The sequence below is a fragment of the Bradyrhizobium centrolobii genome (assembly GCF_001641635.1).
GTDB classification, from domain to species: domain Bacteria; phylum Pseudomonadota; class Alphaproteobacteria; order Rhizobiales; family Xanthobacteraceae; genus Bradyrhizobium; species Bradyrhizobium centrolobii.
In genome coordinates this window covers 1-18,304 of sequence record NZ_LUUB01000005.1, presented here as the reverse complement: position 1 = coordinate 18,304, position 18,304 = coordinate 1, and the positions used below count along the sequence as shown (strand labels likewise).

Sequence of the window (18,304 nt, the reverse complement as noted above, 5' to 3'; positions counted from 1 at the left end):
GTCTCGGGTACCAGTTGAACGCCCGGCCTGCAGCGTCTCACCGATGGTCAGGTCCATCATGACCTCGATCAACAAGGGCCGCGTCTGTGATGCCCATCACAGAGTACATGCCCTTCGCACTCGTTTGAAACGCGCAGATCCAATAGGCAGCTGTCTCGGCCTTTCCCGCAAGCCGGCCAACGAAGGTGGCATGGGGTTGGCTGATCCTAACATGAAGCCGCACCATCCGACTGCACCTGAGCGCATGCCGTCTACTCTGATCAGCGGCTCTACCTTCTGGGCGGAAAAAGCGTGACGAGCTGCTATAGCGGTTCAATGTCTGGTTTACGAAGCGGGGCAAGGAAAAGGAAGCAAGATTACAAGTAGAGGTAGCCCGTTGGCACTCGTTGGCCGCGATAAGCCGTCCTGTTTCTCCTGCGGCGCCGCAGGGGCTACCGCCCAACTTTCGACCGTCGCGTACCAAGACGCGACTTTATGGCATGGCATAAAGCTTCAAATAATCCCGACTTGGCGCAGCATTTCGGCAAGGTTAGAGCTCACATTCATGGAATTCCGCTCTGCCAGCCCGATAAATACTGCCGTAAGAAACAAAGTTTCTGTCGCAGAAAATGAAAGTGGGAGGGACAATGCGTCATTCGATTAACCTCACGCGCCTCAAGCAAGCCGACGCACACGATCTTGACCGCGCGCGCGAGAAGCTGCAATCCGTGAAAAAACAACATGGTGATCTGGCGGTCGGCGGCGCCGCAACAGCGGGAGCAGCGCAAGGGCCGGGGAGAGGGTTAATGTCGGGGACGAACAGCGCCTTTGTGAAGTTTTCCGAGGTCCAGAAGACCTATGATGGCGACACGCTCGTCGTAAAGAATCTCAATCTTGACATCGCCCGGGGGGAGTTCTTGACCATGCTTGGCCCTTCCGGCTCGGGCAAGACAACGACGCTCATGATGCTCGCCGGCTTCGAGGTGCCTACTAATGGTTCGATCCTTCTAGAGGCGCGCTCGATAGACGCCATGCCTCCGCACAAGCGCGACATCGGCATGGTGTTCCAGAGCTACGCGCTTTTTCCGCATATGACCGTGGAGGAAAACCTCGCCTTCCCACTAAAAGTGCGCAAGCTCGGCAGGGCCGAGATCGAGCCCAGAGTCAAGCGGGCGCTTGAACGGGTCCGGCTCGGCGGTTATGGCAAGCGCCGGCCCGCACAGCTTTCCGGCGGCCAGCAGCAGCGTGTCGCGCTTGCCCGGGCCCTGGTGTTCGATCCCAAGCTCGTGCTGATGGATGAGCCGCTCGGCGCACTAGACAAGCAGCTGCGCGAGCAGATGCAGCTAGAGATCAAGCATATCCATGAGGATCTGGGAGTCACCATCGTTTATGTGACGCATGACCAGAGTGAGGCGCTGACAATGTCGGACCGCATAGCGGTGTTCGACGACGGAATTATCCAGCAGCTCGCCCCGCCCGCCGAACTCTATGAACGACCGCAAAACGCCTTCGTCGCACAGTTCATCGGCGAGAATAATCAGCTGCATGGCAAAGTCGTGGCGATGAACGGCACGACGTGCAAGGTGGAGATTGCAGGGGCGGGTAACGTGCAAGCACTTGCGATCAATGTCGACGCGGTCGGCCGGCCGACCGTGCTGTCGTTGCGGCCTGAGCGAGTGCAGCTGAACCCGACGCCGGGTACGCTGCCAAATGTCTTCAGCGCGGAGGTTGCGGAGGTGATCTACCTCGGCGACCACGTGCGCACCCGCGTCTCGGTGTGCGGCCATAATGATTTTGTGATCAAGCTGCCGAATTCCGAAGGCCTGGTGCGGCTCGAGCCGGGTGCGGCGATCACCGTCGGCTGGAAAACGGAAGATTGTCGGGCGCTCGACGCGAATTGACGACAGGCCGAAGCGTCGAGCACGGTCGGTTTTTGCCAACGCCGGCACCATGCTTGGCAGAGTTTTACATACTAAGGGAAGGGCAGACGATGAGGAAGACACGGTTGATGAACGTCGGTGCACTGGCCGTAATTGGCCTGGCCGTGACCGCACTCGCGCCGGCGATACCCGCCTTTGCAGGCGAACAGCTGACTGTTACCTCGTTTGGCGGGCCTGCTCAGGATGCCAACCGGAAGGTGATATTCGAACCCTTCTCGAAGGCGAGCGGGATTAAGGTCAACGAAGATGTGTTCAACGGCGAGATCTCCAAGATCCGCGCTATGGTCGAATCCAAGAGCGTGAGCTGGGACGTCGTGGACCTTTACCCCGGCCTAGCCGGACAACTGTGCGCTGAAGGCACCCTTGAGCCGATCGACTGGAAGAAGCTGGGTCTCGATCGCGCCAATTTCATGGAGGGTGAAACGACTGACTGCGGTGTGCCGGAGGTGGTCACTGGCAAGGTCATCGCCTACGACAAGGACAAGTTCCCAAGCGGCCCGAAGACCGTCGCCGACTTCTTCGACACAAAGAAATTCCCCGGAAAGCGTGGACTGCAGAGGCGCCCCGTAGAAAACCTCGAATGGGCGCTGATAGCAGACGGCGTTCCCCTCGAGGACGTCTATAACATCCTCGGTACCCCAGCGGGGGTCGAACGGGCTTTCAAAAAGCTCGACACGATCAAACAGGACATCGTCTGGTTCCAGACCAGCTCACAGGCGATGCAGCTTCTGGCAGATGGCCAGGTCGTCATGGCCGCGGCCTACAGCCACCGCATTGTCGATGCCGTCAAGAGCTCCGGCAAGCATTTCCAGATTATGTGGGATACCCAGCAGTTGAGCATGGGCGTTTGGGTCATTCCCACGGGGAGCCCGCATCGGGATGCCGCCTACAAGTTCCTTGCATTTGCGGGCTTGCCCCGGCCGCAGGCCAACTTCGCGAACATCATGCCTTGCGGCCCGACCAACAAGGAGGCATTGGCGCTTGTGGATTCGGCGATCCTGCCCGACCTTCCGAATGCCCCCGGCCACATGGCCAGTGCTCTAATGATTAACGCCGAATTCTGGGCCGAGAAGAGCGATGAGCTGACACAGCGCTTTACCGTTTGGGTCGCCAAGTAAGCACGACGAACGGCAGGGAGGGTTTGCGTCCTCCCTGCCTCGTAGAACGAACTCTAGGAGGTGAGTAGATGGTAACGATGGCCGTCCAAATCGCGAGGGGGCCCGACGGCATGCCGCTGCGAACCAAGCTGGCGCGGGTCGAGCGCCGCCGCAAGCTGAGGGCATTCACCCTCGTCTTGCCGCTGCTGCTGTTCATCCTGATCGGCTTCGTCTTGCCAATCGGCCGGATGATGTTCAACGCCGTCCATGACGATACGCTGCTGACGCTGATGCCGCGAACCACGGCGGCGCTAAGCGCCTGGGATGGCGCGGACCTGCCCGATGAGAGCGCATATGCCGCCCTTGCTGAAGATCTCAAGCAGGCCTGGGCGCAGAGGGCCACGGGAGCGATCGCCAAGCGGATAAATTATGAGCTTCCGGGCCTCGGCAGCCAGGTCACATCGAGCGCCCGAAAAGCGAGCACGCTTTCCGCCGGTCCCTACAAGCCAGCGCTGATCGAGATCAATCCGCTCTGGGGAAGGCAAGACGTCTGGAGCCTGCTCAAGCGCGGAAGCTCGGCCTATACGGCGTACTACCTGCTCCGTTCGGTTGACTACCAGTATGGTCCTAACAGTGAGATCGTCGCTTCGCCGCCGGAGAACGCGATTTTTTGGGACATGTTCCTGCGTACGCTGGGTATCAGCATCGGCGTGACCGCCGCGACTCTGCTGCTGGGTTTCCCGGTGGCCTATCTGTTGGCGACATTGCCGGCCAAGTATAGCAACCTGCTCATGATCATGGTCGTGCTGCCTTTCTGGACGTCGCTGCTGGTACGCACTGTCGCCTGGGTCGTCCTCCTGCAGCAGCATGGCGTTCTCAACGAGATGCTGTTGGGGCTTCATATTATATCACAGCCGGCCCAGCTCATCTTTAATCGGATCGGCACGGTGATAGCCATGACCCATATCCAGCTGCCCTTTACGCTGCTGCCAATATACAGCGTGATGAAGACGATCTCGCGCACCCATGTCCGCGCCGCCCGCTCGCTTGGCGCCGGGCCCTTCTACGCCTTCTGGAAGGTTTACTTTCCCCAGACCTTGCCGGGGATCGCCGCCGGCTCTCTGCTGACCTTCATCTTGTGCCTGGGCTACTATATCACCCCCGCGATGGTCGGAGGACCCAACGACCAGATGGTCGGCTCCTTTATCGCCCACTACACGAACGAGGAGCTCAACTGGGGCATGGCCTCGGCTCTCGGCGCCATCCTGCTCACCGCGACCCTGGTGCTCTACTACGTCTTCAACAAACTGGTCGGCGTTGACCGGATCAAGATGGGGTGAGAATGATGCCCGCCTCCACCTATGCCTCTCCGATGGAAAAGGGCTGGTACTATCTGCACCGGCTGATCTGCACCGCGGTGCTGCTGTTTCTGATCGCACCGATCCTTGTTATCATCCCGCTCTCGTTCAATTCCGTGCCCTTCTTCAGCTATCCGATGCCAGGGTTGTCACTGCGCTGGTACCAGGAATTCTTCCTGGGCAACCAGTGGCAGGTCGCGTTATACAACTCGATCTTCGTCGCTGTGTCTGTCACGCTGCTGTCGACTACTCTAGGCACACTTGCCGCGCTGGGGCTCAGTCGTCCGAACTTCCCCTGGCGTGCGGCGCTGCTGAGTCTCCTGATCTCGCCCATCATGGTCCCGGTCGTGATCACCGCGGTGGCCATGTATTTCTTCTATGCTGATGTCGGGCTGCTCAACACTTACCTGGGATTGATCCTGGCGCACACGACAATAGCCACGCCCTTCGTGGTCATCACCGTGACCGCAACCCTAACGGGTTTCGACCACTCACTAACTCGTGCAGCCGCCGGGCTCGGCGCGCCGCCGGTCACAGTTTTCTTCAATGTCACGCTGCCGCTCATCCTACCGGGCATGATCTCCGGTGCGCTCTTCGCCTTCGGCAGCTCCTTCGACGAAGTTGTGCTCGCTCTCTTCATAGCCAGCGTCGATCAGCGGACCTTACCCAGGACCATGTTTTCCGGCATCCGCGAGGAGATCAACCCGACCATTACTGCCGCCGCCACCATCCTGATCCTGTTCTCCATCGCCATGCTCACCACGGTCGAGCTGCTACGCAGGCGTTCGGAGCGCCTGCGCGGCATCCGCAACAGCTGACGCTTCCTATCGCATGTTGAGACCCTCATAACACCTTGGAAAGCCTGTGCTCAAAATGCCAACTCCAAGCGTCAATTCGCGTGTGTCGGATTGAGGAGAGGACGAGCCTGCCAAGATGAAACGCGTAACTCGGGTCTGTGACGACTCTGAGGGCGACTTGCGCGGTCGGCCTGTCAGGCCGCGGCTCGCTCCAATCCGCGCTTCATCGTCACCTCGCTCAAGCGAGCCGCGGCGGGCGCGCGACACCTCTACGAAGACATCTATTGCGCCCTCGGCGATATGGAGAACCGCACCGCATCAAGGAATGCCGGCTCGTTCTCTATGCCGATCGTACCTCGGCCGCCACCATGCGCGCCAACCAGCCTGCGCTTCGCTTCAATGACTATGTGCTAGTGTGCGCGCTGTGGGAAGATCGGCTTGGCCGAAACCAGCTTCGCCGACGCCACCTGCGGCACCATCGCCGTCCGCGCCGGCCCGTACTGACTGCGTCACCCAGCCAGAGAAAACCCCGTTCATTGCAAAGCCAGGTCTGCAGCGCGAGAAATGCGGGTTAGTTAGGCGGCATTCCGAGACGCGGACCAGATCTGTGTGGCTGCCAATGTGGCGTGTTCGCGGCTTTGTTGCGGAAGAATAACAAAAGCAGCTTCACGCTGAGCGTAATCACGAGCCGCCGTCTAGGATCGGCACGGGGTACCCCAGCAGATCGGCTCTTCAAGTTGTAGAGACGAACATGAGTTCTCGCACTCTGCCGAATCGGCGAAGAATTTCAGCGTACCGGAGGAATAAATCGATGAAAACAGGCTTCTGAAGTCGCCATACTTCCGGTGAACGATAAAAACGTTTCGACCGCAGATAGTCGCGAAGAAACGTAGATAGAGAGAAATGCGCCGTTCAGCTAATCTAATGCGCCTCATGGTCGACCGCACGCGCAAGAAGCTGCAATCCGTCAAGCAGGAACACGGTGGTCTAGGTCGCCGGCGGCGCCGCAGTAGGCAGGCGCGCCAGAGGCGGGAGAGGGCGATGCCAAGCACGGACAATGCCTTTCTGATTTTTCCGACGTCGAGGAGGTCCCATGAGGACGAACGGTGGCCGTCAAGAATGTCAACCGTACTGGGCCTCCGCCTCTGGCAAGACGATGTCGGTCATGATGCCCACAGGCTTCGAGGTGTCCCGGTGGCTCAACCCATCTGAAGAGGTGCTCGATCGACAATATGCCGCCGCACAAGCGCGACGTCGCGAGACGCGCCATTACGACGATCGAGGTTTCACCGCGAGCAAGGTAGGCATTCTGCTCATCTGGACAGGACATAACACAATAGGGGGAGAGTAGACGATGAGGAAGACATTAGTAGTGGTCGCCGGTACCCTAGCCGTATTTGGCTCGGCGGCGAGTGGATTGATGCCGGCAAAACCTGCTTACGCGGCTGATCCGCTGACGATCACCTCCTATGGCGGGCCGTCCCAGGCGAGCATGCGCAAGGCTTATTTCGAGCCCTTCTCGAAGGCGACCGGCATCAAGGTCAACGAAGACGTGTTCAATGGCGAGACCTCCAAGATCCGCGCTATGGTCGAGTCCAAGAGCGTGAGTTGGGACGTGGTCGACCTCGACCCCGGTCCGGCCGCCCAACTGTGCGCCGAGGGCGCGGTTGAACCGATCGACTGGAAGAAGCTGGGTCTCGACCGGACCAGTTTCGTGGAGGGTGAAACGTCGGACTGCGGTGTGCCGGAGGTGGTAACTGGCAAGATCATCGCTTACGACAAAGATAAGCTCCCGAATGGCCCGAAAACCATCGCCGACTTTTTCGACACAGAAAAATTCCCCGGCAAGCGTGGAGTGCAAAAATGGCCCCAGGAAAACCTCGAATGGGCACTGATCGCGGACGGCGTGGCGCTCAAGGACGTCTACAACGTCCTCAACACGCCCGAGGGTATCAATCGCGCGTTCAAGAAGCTTGACACGATTAAGAAAAACGCCGTTTGGTACGAGTCCAACTCCCAGGCGCCGCAGCTTCTGGCGGACGGTCAAGTCGTCATGACCTCGGCGATCAGCGCCCGCATCGTCGATGCCGTCAAGAACTCCGGCAAGCATTTCGAGATCATGTGGGATACGCAGCAATTGAACATGGGTGTCTGGGCCATTCCCACGGGCAGCCCGCATCGGGACGCCGCCTACAGGTTCCTCGCGTTCATCGGCTCGCCACAGCCGCAGGCGGACCTGACGAGGTACGTGCCCTACGGGCCCACCAACAAGGCCGCGATCGCGCTTGTCGATCCGACGATGCTGCCCCACCTCCCGACCGCGCCCGACCATATTGCTAATGCTCTGCGGAATGACCCTGCCTTCTGGACCGAGAAGGGTGATGAGCTACGCCAGCGCTTTACCGCCTGGCTCGCGAAGTGAGAACAACGAACGCGGGGAAGGGGTTGGCTTCTCCTCCCCGCCTTGAATGCAATGAGGAGCGCCAACTGACAGAAGCACCGATCAATCTCGGAGCGTTCAAAGCGCTCGCGCGGCGCGCCGGGCTCACACTGACGCCGGCCGAGGAGCGTGATCTCCACGGCACCTATCACTACGTGGCGGCGATGGCGGAGCGCGTGCGCGGGCGAGGACGCGCGCCCGGGGTCGAACCGGCTGTCGTTTTCGATCCGGATAAGGCCGCGCAATGACCCCGCCCCTGACAATCGCCCAGGCAGCGGCCCTCATCGCTGCGCGCAAGCTCTCGCCCGTCGAACTCGTACAATCATGCCTGGCGCGGATCGAGAAGCTTGATGATACGCTTCACGCGTTCATCCGGCTCACTCCCGCGCGTGCGCTTGCCGAGGCGAAGGCGGCCGAGGCACAGATCATGACGAGCGGCCCGCGCGGCCCACTGCACGGCATTCCCATCGCCCACAAAGATATCTTCTGCACGAAAGGCATCCCGACGACGGCGCATTCAAAGATACTGATCGACCACGTGCCCGCGGAGGATGCGATCGTAGTCCGCCGACTCGTCGAGGCCGGAACGGTTATGCTCGGCAAGCTAGCAACCCACGAATTTGCCACCGTTGGCCCATCTTTCGATCTGCCCTGGCCCCCGGCGCGCAATCCCTGGAACCCCGCGCACTTCACCGGCGGCTCGTCGAGCGGGACCGGCGCAGCGGTCGCAGCCGGTCTCGTTCTCGGGGGAACGGGTTCGGATACCGGCGGTTCGATTCGCTTGCCCGCCTCGCTCTGCGGTGTTGCCGGGTTCAAGCCGACCTACGGGCTCTGTCCGCGCACCGGCATCCTGCCACTCGCCTATTCGCTCGACCATGTTGGCCCGCTCGCTTGGACAGTCGAGGACTGCGCCATCATGCTGCAGCCGATGGTAGGCCCAGACGCCGGTGATTCCGCCAGCGCCAATGTACAGGCACCCGATTTCCGGGCATCACTCGGCGGCTCGATTAAGGGGATGCGCATCGGATTTGTCCGCCACTTCCACGAGCTCGACTGTTCGGTCAACGACGCGACCCGGCGGGCGCTCGAGGACGCAGTGTCTGTCTTTCGCGACCTTGGCGCAGAGGTCATCGACGTAACATTGCCGCCGCTCGCCGATTGGACGGCGTGCGGTGAGATCATTGTGTTGGCCGAGAGCTATGCCCTCCACGAGAAATGGATGAAGTCGCGACTGCAGGATTACGGTCAATGTTTCCGCGACTACGTTACCATGGGAGCGTTCCTCAGCGCCGGCGACTATGTGGAGGCGCAGCGCATGAGGCGCGAACTCTGCGCCGCCTTCGACGACACGATGCTCAAGGTCGATGTGCTGCTCTGCGCGACGACGCGAGCCGAGGCCCCGCCGATCGAGACGCAGACCAACGTGAACTGGTTCGAGCTCCCCTGCCTCACTGGCGCATTCAACGTCCGCGGCGCTCCGGCGCTCGCCGTGTGCGCGGGCTTCACCGCCGCCGGATTGCCTCTCGGCATGCAGTTGGTCGGCCGTCCTTTCGAAGATGCGACCGTATTGCGTGCTGGCCATCAGTACGAGAAGGCGACACCCTGGCGGAACAAGCGGCCGGCGCTTTCTGTGTAGCTGCTCACTTCTAGCGCTGCGCAAGGAGGAATCGAGCGGCACTGCGCAGTCGTAGTCTAAGAACACGCCGATTGCGGCGGCGAATGAGAGCCGGGAAGGGCGAACCAAGGTGATCGTGGCCCAGATTGCCATACCGGCGCCCGTGAGGCCCCCGCCTTGGAGAAGCTCCACGAGGGGCCGATTAACCGTGGAACGAGGTAACGGGCGTGCCGGTCAATTTGACAGCAGGGCGTCCTCATCCCATCGTCCTGGCTCGCGCGCTCGCAACGGCTAGCCCAATGATGCCGTACCCGCATGGTTGGCGCGGTGCACGCTTCGCAACACGCACGCCACGCTTCCACCGCACGCAACGACATTTTCCTCGATCTTGCCAGACTCGGCTCGCGGCGGATTCATCGCCGAATTCGCGAACGTTGCCTCCCTCGAGCTGCAGACGATCCTCGTCTCCTCAGCCCGCTCGGTGATCGAAGATCTTCGGCGAAGAGGGACGAGTCGGAAGTAACGACGGTGACATGTTCGTCCGGCGACATTTCGAGCGGACCTCAAAATGTTAGGTGAGTGCCCGCCACTATCCTAGCTCGGTAACGTCTTTGATGGTCGCTGGTCTTGGGATCTGCTTGCCGCTTGGCTTTGACGCGCCACGTGGAGCCGGCGGGGGTCATCCGCCGGCTCCATTGGCTGCGCAGGGGCCTTGGAGGAGTATGGCCTTCAGAGGCCCGCCCCCCCCCGCGCAGATGCTGCTTCAGCGTCAAGGAACGATTTTCCCGGTTCAACGCTCAGATGGCTGCAGCCTATGAAGTTGTTTGGGCGACCAAAACGTAACGTCGAGCTGGATTGGAGAAGTCCTGCAATTGCGCATTCTTGCCGAGAGCCTCGAGGCTGTCATAATATGTGCTGTGACCGGGTTCGCTAACCAGAAATGGCCGGGTTGGTTGATGGACGAGGCACAAAAAGGGCATGGTCTGGAAAGCTTCTGTCGAATCCTTGACCATATTCATCGGCGCACCAGCTGATAAAAACGCCGCGTCTTCTGTGCGTCCTTCGATGTTGCCCAGAACTGGAACATCATAAGATCCACGAGAGTGCCAGGCTTGGCAAGAACGGAATTAAACTCTTCTGGACTGCTGGTACGATTTCAAAGAGAGTCGCATACCTTCTTGATGGCAACGACGAAGTAGATTGCTTCCAACAACTGTCCCGGCACTGCACCGGAAATTCGTGGCCGCCACTGCTGCCCGGTGTCGGACAAATCAGCCTAGGTTTCCGCTACATTCTTCCAGATCGCCGGGAACCGACCGCTGCCCCGCAGTGCGGTGCTGCCGCCATCCAACCCACGTTTAACGTCAAGTATTTCGAGAAGTGTGGTAACTGCATTTCACGCACAAGATATACTCCCACCTTCGGTTGGATTCCGCCGAAATGTGCGTCTGTGCAGCAGAAGTTCCGCGCAAAATCGACAAATGCCGAGCCTCTCACGCGCTGTTATTTGCCCCTGATCCCGCCTCGGTCTCCGGCGTCTCCCAGTAGAGAGTGAAATCGAGCGGCATGGTTCGGCGACCAATAGACCTCGATAATGGCTAGGGGTCCAGGGCCCTCAATGGCCCGCTGCGTGAGCCCATGAAGTGGAAAGCACGGAGAATTTTCTCATGTGTAAGCGATGAATTGCAGGAATAGTGCGGATTTCCTCGAATAACGCAGGAGATTTGAGCTCGCGCAATTCTACAGTGGCGATGCGCTTCGGCCACAAGCGCGGTCCGCATAAGGAAGTACGCCGATGCGTCTGCCCTGCAGTGGCTTCGAAGCGTTCGCGGGCACGGTATGAAAGAGCATTTGCATTTCGATCGCGCCGGATTGGCTGACTTAAAGAGAGAGATGGTCCATGTTTCCATCCTTTTAAAAAAAAGCGAGCGGGCGCGCTCCGCGCCGCGCTTCAGGCCCGCTGTTCTGTCGGGCAACTATCATGCCCTCATCTGTCGCCTGGATTTGCGATGCAGTGGGAGAGCCTCCTCTCATAGGAGGCGTTTGTCTCTCGGCTGCCCACCCGAACCGGGGCGCCCCCAAACCTCATCAGAGGCCACAGCGACATCTGGCGCATGCCGGAAATCAGGCTCTGAGCGTACGAACGAGTCCTCGAGGAACCGATGTTTATTTACCGTTGCCAAGTTCGATCATCTTGGCTTGATGCGAACAGACATATGAATGCCCGCCGACATTTCGAGGTGTTTTCCGACGCTAGTGACCTCGCCTGCCATGACTTGGGACTGGGATTGTCTTATATCCAGGAAGGTCATTCAGTTTTCACGGGTGATTTCCACATCACCTACGTCCGCGAGATCCCTGCCGGAACGAGCCTGACGATCGCCACTCGTATCGTTGACCTCGACGCCAAGCGATTCGTACTCCACCAAGAGATGGTAGATGACCGCAACCAAATGCTGGCGGCGACAGCGGAGCAGCTCCAGCTCAACGTCGGCACGGCAAGTCGGAAGGTCGAGCCTTTCCGCACCGAGGTCTTCACGCGTCTTCGCGACGCGCAACATAATCAGGACTCAAGGCCGCCGCGGAATGTGGGGCGCGCGGCATCTCTCGCGGCAGGTGCGCCAGCGCGATGAGTATGGCCCCCGATAGTCAGCGCCGGTGGCGCAGCCCGGCCGAAGGATCAGCGGCAGCGTCTTCGTAACTCCGATGCCAGAGAAGGGTAAACCGATGGACATTCACGACACTAATGGGACTCTGCCGGACCGAGGCCCCACCACGAGCGCCTTTCGCGGGCCTGATCGCATCCGCCGGGTCGCATGCCTAGGGACGGGACTGATCGGCGGCGGGTTCGTCGCGCTTTTCCTCGCGCGCGGGCTCGACGTGATCGTGTGGGATCCGGCGCCTGACGCCAAGGATCGCCTCGATCAAATCCTTACGACCGCCTGGACGACCTTAGAGCGCCTCGGCGCACGTGCCGAGGATCGCGGCACCCTGAGCTGGGCGAGCACGGCTGAGGAAGCGGTGAAGACGGCAGACTTCGTGCAGGAGAGCGCTCCCGAGCGGCTGGAGTTGAAGCGAAATCTCTACGCCTCGATCGAGCTCGTGACGCCGCCCGATGTGGTCATCGCCACGTCTACATCCGGCTTCAGCATTGCCGATCTTCAGGCGGGGGGGAGCCAGTCTACACGTGTCATCGTTGGACATCCATTCAATCCCCCTTATCTCATTCCTCTCGTGGAGGTAGCCGGTGCAGTGCATACGAGTAGAGAGGCGCTCATCGCGGCAGAGGCGTTCTATCAGTCAATCGGCAAGGTCGTGATCCGCATGGATCACGAGATTCCGGGCTTCATCGCCAATCATCTGCAGGCCGCACTGGAGCGCGAGGCCATGCACCTCGTGGCTGAGGGGCACGCTACGCCCCAGCAGATTGATGCCGCGGTTGTACATGGTCTGGCTCCGCGCTGGAGTGCGATTGGCCCCTGCATGGTGCGCCACATGGGGAGCAGTGCCGGCGGTATCGGCGGCTATTTCGAGCGGTTCAATCTAGGCAGCGAGCGGTCTCTTTCCCATCACACGCCTCCAGAGTTCACACCTGAGTTTATCAAAGCCATGAGTGAGGGTTGCCGCACCATGGAGGCTGGTCGTGACAAAGCCACACTTTCGGCGGCACGTGATCGCGCGGTGATCGAGACGCTCCTTGCGCAGCGGCACGCGGGCGTTTCTCGACACGGCGTCTGAGCGGAGTTTTATCCCACGAGATGATCGGGATCTGCTCTGTAAGGGGTGGCAACAGGGTCGCGTGCCGCCCTATAAGAGCGCCGAGCCTTCCGAAAAGCGAGATCCGGTTTGGAAAGGTAGATAGTGGTATCGGCTGGACTGAAAACTGCGACTCTATGTTCAAGGGCTTTGGTGAGCTCCTACAGCTAAGACCTCAGCACATCATCCAAGGACGTATCTTCGCGTCGTTCGATTCTGAGAAGAACGACTGATGTCGTCGCGAGCCGGATCACCTATTCATGGCAGGTATAGCCACACGCTATAAGGAATGGGCATTTGCCCAGTTTAACTTGAGCTGTGTGAGTTCGAATGCCGGTCATCCGGTAAATTGCTGCTAGTCGGATCGGACCCACAAGGCAGTGCATCGTGGCAGGAGTCCGTAGTTGATGTTCTGAGCAAGTGCTTCAGCGGCCTCCCGCTAGCGAATACACAAAGCTTCGAATTTACCCGACTCGACGCAGGATTTCGGCTATTCGAGCCGCAACATACATAAAAACCGACTCTTGCTGCCGATAGTATCGCTGCAGTCGATAAAGTCAGGCTGACAATGAAGGCGGGGGTCAGCGGTGACGTCATGTTGCGGGATACCTGATGCGGGTCGGATAGCAGAGTTCTTCCTGCTTGGCCGAGGTGCAGCGGTTGGGCTGCTCGCCTTTGAAGACCCGGTACATGGTCTTATCGCGCCGCTCGCGCAAGTCGACGTGGACCTATTACCGGTTCGCGCGGCTGGTGATGAACTCGGCCTCAACGCCAACCTGGCTCCGTTCGAGCCATTTTCGCCCCACGACGCTGCTGCAATAGGTCAACCTCTGCTACGTTCCGTAGATAAGGGTTATCGCACTTTCGGAGGTTCAGTGAGCAGGTGCCGCGGTGCTGAGAGACTCCTCCACCCCGACGGAAGGTCATCGACCGCCCGGCCGTCACTTCATACTAGGCGCTCAGGAACGGCCACTTCCTCTCAATGGTTACGCGCTTTTTCCACCTACGACCCGTGGAGAAGAACCTCGCTTTCCCACTCAATTTGCACAAGCAAGGCAGGATCGAAATCGGGGCCAAAATGTAGTGAGCGCTCAAGAAGATCAGCTCGGCGGCTATGGCACGCGCCGGCCTCCTCAGCTTTTCCGGCGGCCAGCAGGAGTGCGTCGGGGGTGTCGCCGTGATGATTTTGTGATGAAGCTGCCGAATTCGGAAGGCCTGGTGCAGCTCGAGCCGGGCGCGGCGATCAGGTGGAAAACAGAAGATTGTCGGGCGCGTCAACACGAGGTGACGACGGACTGAAGCTTCGCCGTGAGCAAGCGCAGTTTCGGCAAGCGCCGGCGCCGTCGTGAGCAGGGGAATAACATAACTAGTATTATAACATAACAGAGGAAGGGCAGATGATGAGGAAGACATTATTGATGAAGGTCGGTGCACTGGCCGTAATCGGCTTGGCAGCGGGAGCACTCGCGCCGGCGAAATTCGCCTTTGCGGGCGATGAGCTGACGATTACCTCGTTCGGCGGGCCTGCCCAGGATGCCCTCCGGAAGGCGATGTTCGAGCCATTCTCGAAGGCGAGCGGTATTAAGGTCAACGAAGACGTGTTCAACGGCGAGATCTCCAAGATCCGCGCTATGGTCCAGTCGAAAAGCGTGAGCTGGGACGTGGTGGACCTTTACCCTGGCCTGGCCGGACAACTGTGCGCCGAAGGCATTCTTGAGTCCATCGACTGGAAGAAGCTGGGTCTCGACCGGGCCAGTTTCATTGAGGGTGAAACGACTGACTGCGGTGTGCCGGAGGTGGTCACTGGCAAGGTCATCGCCTACGACAAGGACAAATTCCCGAATGGCCCGAAAACCGTCGCCGACTTGTTCGACACAAAAAAATTCCCCGGAAAGCGTGGACTGCAGAAGCGGCCCGTAGAAAACCTCGAATGGGCGCTGATAGCAGACGGCGTGCCCCTCAAGGACGTCTACAAGGTCCTCAGTACCCCCGCCGGGGTTGATCGGGCCTTCAAAAAGCTCGACACGATCAAGCAGGACATCGTCTGGTTTCAGACCAGTTCACAGGCGCCGCAGCTTCTGGCAGATGGTCAGGTCATTATGGCCGCGGCCTACAGCCACCGCATCGTCGATGCCGTCAAAAAGTCCGGCAAGCATTTTCAGATTATGTGGGATACCCAGCAGTTGAGCATGGGTGTTTGGGTCATTCCTGCAGGGAGCCCGCATCGGGACGCCGCCTACAAGTTCCTCGCATTTGCGGGCTTACCCCAGCCGCAGGCCAACTTCGCGAACATCATGCCTGGCGGCCCGACCAATAAGGAGGCGTTGGCGCTTGTGGATCCGGCGATCCTGCCCGACCTTCCAAATGCGCCCGACCATATGGCCAGTGCCCTACTGATTAGCGCCGCGTTCTGGGCCGAGAAGGGCGACGAGCTGACACAGCGCTTTACGGTTTGGGTCGCCAAGTAAACACGACGAACGGCAGGGAGGGCTTGTTTCTGTTCTCCTTGCCGCCTCGAACGGACGAACTGAGAGGGAGTGCAATAGATGGTGAAGATGCGCAGGGTGGCGCGTGGTCGAGGATCGACTTGATCCACGCGCTGCAGACCGGCACGCCTTATGGTGCTATGCTGGACGTCTTTCAGCGATCGTTGACGCTAATGACTGCGCCACTTTACTAGTGGAACTTGCTTAGAGTCGGGCGCTGAGGCGAAAACCAAAAATGGATGTAACAGACCGCGAATGGTAACCCGCATTAAAGCGTCGCCATGGTCCCCTTTCACGCGCAATTTCCGCGAATAACGCGCGAGGATCGGAGAAACTGGCTTCTGTCTGAGCTATGATTACGAGCATTGCCTCGCAAACCTCGCGCTCACTGTGATCATTCCATCTCCAACGCGCCCAGCCGCTCCGGGGAAGTCTGCGTCTGATCCGCCGTCGAGTCCAGACAGTTTGACTTCACGATTGTTACGGGCGCGGGGACAACGGTCACGGTGCGGCGCCAGAACGCTGCGCGAGAGGCAGGTCAATCTGCGCTGGAAATGAAGGAAACGCCGCATGAGCAAACGCACCAATAACTTTCTCTCAGATGCCGAGCGCGAGGCGGTGATCGAGCTGCGCCACGCCATGCATCGCGAGCCTGAACTCTCTAACGCAGAATGGAAGACGCAGGAGCGCATTCGCGACATACTTCAGCGATTCGGCCTCGACGGTGCGAAAGCCTTCCACAATACTGGTCTCTATATCGACATCGACGGTACCGCCTCCGGCCCGAAGCGATCGATCGCGGTGCGCGGCGATATTGATGCTCTCCCCATTCAGGAGCAGCGCCAGGATCTCCCCTATCGTTCGCAGGTCAACGGGATTATGCATGCTTGCGGTCACGATGTGCACGCATCAATCGCGCTCGGCACCGCGCTCGCATTTCATCGGATGCGCGACAATTTCGCCGGTAAGGTGCGCGTGTTCTTCCATCCAGCCGAGGAGGCTGAGCCGCTCGGAGGGCGTACGGTGAAGGAAGAGCAGTTGTTGGACGGATTTGACGGCGCCGTTGGCTTCCACGTTAGTCCCGACATTCCGGCCGGCGTGTTCGACGCCTGCGAGGGCTCCATAACCAAATCCGCGGATCAATTTAGGATCAACATCACCGGTAAGATGGCGCATGGCGCGGCGCCACATAACGGCATCGACGCGATCGCCATCGCTGCTGCCTTCGTGAACGAGGTGCAGAAGGTGGTCTCCCGCGAGATGCCCGTCGATGACGGCGCCGTCGTCACGATCGGAACAATCCACGGCGGCGAGGCGACTAACATCATCTGTCCCTCCGTCGTCATGGAGGGGACAATCAGGACCCGCAGCCCGGAACGGCGTACGCTGCTATCCCAGCGCGTGCGCGAAGTGGCGGAAGGCGTTGCTGCGATGCACCGTGGCCGGGCCGAATGCATCTTTCGCACGGGCGAGCCGCCCGTGGTCAACGATGGCGAAATGGTGAGGCGCTTCCGGCAAGTCGTTCATGACACTCTCGGCCGCGACGCCTTGACTGCGAAAAAGCGAGCTGCAGGCAGCGATGACTTCGGCTTCTACGCAGCATGCGTGCCGTCGCTCTATTTCTGGTTCGGTACCCGCACGGCCGGCAACGAATCATTAGTGCATACGCCAACATTCGCAGTCGCCGACGATCTCCTCATTCCGACGACGGAGCTCGCGGTCAGGTATGTACTCGATCTAGTGTCTCCCTGAGAAAGGCAAAAGGCTCAACGGCATCGCCGTACCCGTCCACTTCGCTCGATTTCCCGGGAGTGAGATCGTCGCTGCGTATTCTTGATCTAGAGCATGATGTTTTTTTGCCGGAATCGGGATTCCCAGCGGGACAGATTTCTGATTCAAACTCCATGCTGGAGAACGGGGGCCAGCATGGATGACGCGACCCTATTCGGAAGACCTTCGCGAACGCGCTCTGGCGCGGGCTGACGCCGGCGAGACCGTCCGTTCGATTGCGGAAGCGCTTCAGATCAGTCCTTCCTGTGTGACGAAGTGGAAGAATCTGCGGCGGGAGACCGGAGGCGTTTCGCCCGGCAAGATCGGTGGTCACAAGAAGCCGGTTTTGTCCGGCGCTAATGCCGACTGGCTGCGCAAGCGCATTCGCTCGGGGCCATTCACCTTGCGGAAGCTGACACAGGAGCTGGCGGTGCGCGGGATCAAGACAGACGTCCGGGCGGTGTGGACGTTTGTGCACGCCGAAGGGCTGAGCTTCAAAAAAAACGATGCTGCCAGCCGAACAAGATCGTCCCGACGTCGCCCGTAAACGGACGCGCTGGAAGGCCCATCAGGGCAGGATCGACGCTTCGCGCCTGGTCTTTATCGACGAGACGTGGATCAAGACCAACATGGCACCGTTGCGCGGCTGGGGGCCGAGTGGGCAGCGTCTCCAGGCATCTGGCCCTTCGGACACTGGAAGACCATGACCTTCATCGCGGCATTGCGCCACGATCAGATCTGCGCGCCCTGGGTGATCGATGGCCCGATCAATGGTGAGCTCTTCACCCTCTATGTCGAACAGGTGTTGGCGCCCACTCTGACAAAGGGTGAGGTCGTGATCCTCGATAACCTCGGCAGTCACAAGGGAAAGCAGGCGCGCAACGCCGTCCGCGCCAAGGGAGCCCATCTGCTCTTTCTGCCGCCCTACAGTCCCGACCTCAATCCGATCGAGCAGGTCTTCGCCAAACTCAAACACCTGATCCGAGCCGCAGAGCCACGCGACGTCGAGGCAACCTGGCGAAAGGTCGGCGAACTCCTCGATCTCTTCTCCAACGAGGAGTGCGCC

The 18,304-nt window shown here is 59.8% G+C and carries 11 protein-coding genes and 2 pseudogenes; all 13 read left to right on the top strand.

Going from position 1 to position 18,304, the window contains the following annotated elements; all coding sequences use genetic code 11:
- Positions 1 to 785: 785 nt before the first annotated feature.
- On the top strand, positions 786 to 1,880 hold the full coding sequence (locus AYJ54_RS00570; protein ID WP_063695999.1) for an ABC transporter ATP-binding protein: 1,095 nt from the start codon (positions 786 to 788) through the stop codon (positions 1,878 to 1,880).
- Positions 1,881 to 1,987: 107 nt separating this feature from the next.
- Positions 1,988 to 3,037: an ABC transporter substrate-binding protein gene (locus AYJ54_RS00565; RefSeq protein WP_082905390.1), complete on the top strand. Its 1,050-nt coding sequence runs from the start codon at positions 1,988 to 1,990 to the stop codon at positions 3,035 to 3,037.
- A 68-nt stretch (positions 3,038 to 3,105) separates the two neighbouring features.
- Positions 3,106 to 4,356 (top strand): ABC transporter permease, encoded by a 1,251-nt coding sequence (locus AYJ54_RS00560; protein ID WP_063695962.1) that lies wholly within the window; start codon positions 3,106 to 3,108, stop codon positions 4,354 to 4,356.
- Between the two features lie 32 nt (positions 4,357 to 4,388).
- Positions 4,389 to 5,192 carry an ABC transporter permease gene (locus tag AYJ54_RS00555; RefSeq protein WP_245328833.1) on the top strand — a complete coding sequence of 268 codons (804 nt, stop codon included), beginning with the start codon at positions 4,389 to 4,391 and terminating at the stop codon, positions 5,190 to 5,192.
- Positions 5,193 to 5,381: 189 nt separating this feature from the next.
- Positions 5,382 to 5,660: pseudogene (locus AYJ54_RS51800) on the top strand (transposase); the annotation flags it as partial.
- 931 nt (positions 5,661 to 6,591) lie between these two features.
- Positions 6,592 to 7,593: an ABC transporter substrate-binding protein gene (locus AYJ54_RS00545; protein WP_136623339.1), complete on the top strand. Its 1,002-nt coding sequence runs from the start codon at positions 6,592 to 6,594 to the stop codon at positions 7,591 to 7,593.
- A 23-nt stretch (positions 7,594 to 7,616) separates the two neighbouring features.
- Entirely contained in the window at positions 7,617 to 7,859 is a 243-nt protein-coding gene (locus AYJ54_RS00540) for a hypothetical protein (protein WP_063695959.1), read from the top strand.
- Complete coding sequence (locus AYJ54_RS00535; protein ID WP_063695958.1) at positions 7,856 to 9,247, top strand: Asp-tRNA(Asn)/Glu-tRNA(Gln) amidotransferase GatCAB subunit A; 1,392 nt, start codon at positions 7,856 to 7,858, stop codon at positions 9,245 to 9,247. The genes AYJ54_RS00540 and AYJ54_RS00535 overlap by 4 nt, the downstream gene beginning before the upstream one ends.
- A 2,141-nt stretch (positions 9,248 to 11,388) precedes the next feature.
- Positions 11,389 to 11,859 carry a thioesterase family protein gene (locus AYJ54_RS00525; protein WP_082905381.1) on the top strand — a complete coding sequence of 157 codons (471 nt, stop codon included), beginning with the start codon at positions 11,389 to 11,391 and terminating at the stop codon, positions 11,857 to 11,859.
- A 94-nt stretch (positions 11,860 to 11,953) separates the two neighbouring features.
- A complete protein-coding gene (locus AYJ54_RS00520) occupies positions 11,954 to 12,964 on the top strand; it encodes a 3-hydroxyacyl-CoA dehydrogenase NAD-binding domain-containing protein (RefSeq protein ID WP_161491782.1) in 1,011 nt (336 codons plus the stop codon).
- A 1,436-nt stretch (positions 12,965 to 14,400) separates the two neighbouring features.
- Complete coding sequence (locus tag AYJ54_RS00510; RefSeq protein WP_082905389.1) at positions 14,401 to 15,450, top strand: ABC transporter substrate-binding protein; 1,050 nt, start codon at positions 14,401 to 14,403, stop codon at positions 15,448 to 15,450.
- 588 nt (positions 15,451 to 16,038) lie between these two features.
- On the top strand, positions 16,039 to 17,220 hold the full coding sequence (locus tag AYJ54_RS00505) for a M20 family metallopeptidase (protein ID WP_063695954.1): 1,182 nt from the start codon (positions 16,039 to 16,041) through the stop codon (positions 17,218 to 17,220).
- A 178-nt stretch (positions 17,221 to 17,398) separates the two neighbouring features.
- A pseudogene (locus AYJ54_RS46435) lies at positions 17,399 to 18,304 on the top strand (IS630 family transposase); the annotation flags it as partial.

What these genes read in the sequence shown, in the direction of transcription:
- AYJ54_RS00570 (WP_063695999.1), top strand. Translation starts at nt 786, where the DNA reads ATGTCGGGGACGAACAGCGCCTTTGTGAAGTTTTCCGAGGTCCAGAAG.
- AYJ54_RS00565 (WP_082905390.1), top strand. Translation starts at nt 1,988, where the DNA reads ATGAACGTCGGTGCACTGGCCGTAATTGGCCTGGCCGTGACCGCACTC.
- AYJ54_RS00560 (WP_063695962.1), top strand. Translation starts at nt 3,106, where the DNA reads ATGGTAACGATGGCCGTCCAAATCGCGAGGGGGCCCGACGGCATGCCG.
- AYJ54_RS00555 (WP_245328833.1), top strand. Translation starts at nt 4,389, where the DNA reads ATGGAAAAGGGCTGGTACTATCTGCACCGGCTGATCTGCACCGCGGTG.
- AYJ54_RS00545 (WP_136623339.1), top strand. Translation starts at nt 6,592, where the DNA reads ATGCCGGCAAAACCTGCTTACGCGGCTGATCCGCTGACGATCACCTCC.
- AYJ54_RS00535 (WP_063695958.1), top strand. Translation starts at nt 7,856, where the DNA reads ATGACCCCGCCCCTGACAATCGCCCAGGCAGCGGCCCTCATCGCTGCG.
- AYJ54_RS00525 (WP_082905381.1), top strand. Translation starts at nt 11,389, where the DNA reads ATGTTTATTTACCGTTGCCAAGTTCGATCATCTTGGCTTGATGCGAAC.
- AYJ54_RS00520 (WP_161491782.1), top strand. Translation starts at nt 11,954, where the DNA reads ATGGACATTCACGACACTAATGGGACTCTGCCGGACCGAGGCCCCACC.
- AYJ54_RS00510 (WP_082905389.1), top strand. Translation starts at nt 14,401, where the DNA reads ATGAAGGTCGGTGCACTGGCCGTAATCGGCTTGGCAGCGGGAGCACTC.
- AYJ54_RS00505 (WP_063695954.1), top strand. Translation starts at nt 16,039, where the DNA reads ATGAGCAAACGCACCAATAACTTTCTCTCAGATGCCGAGCGCGAGGCG.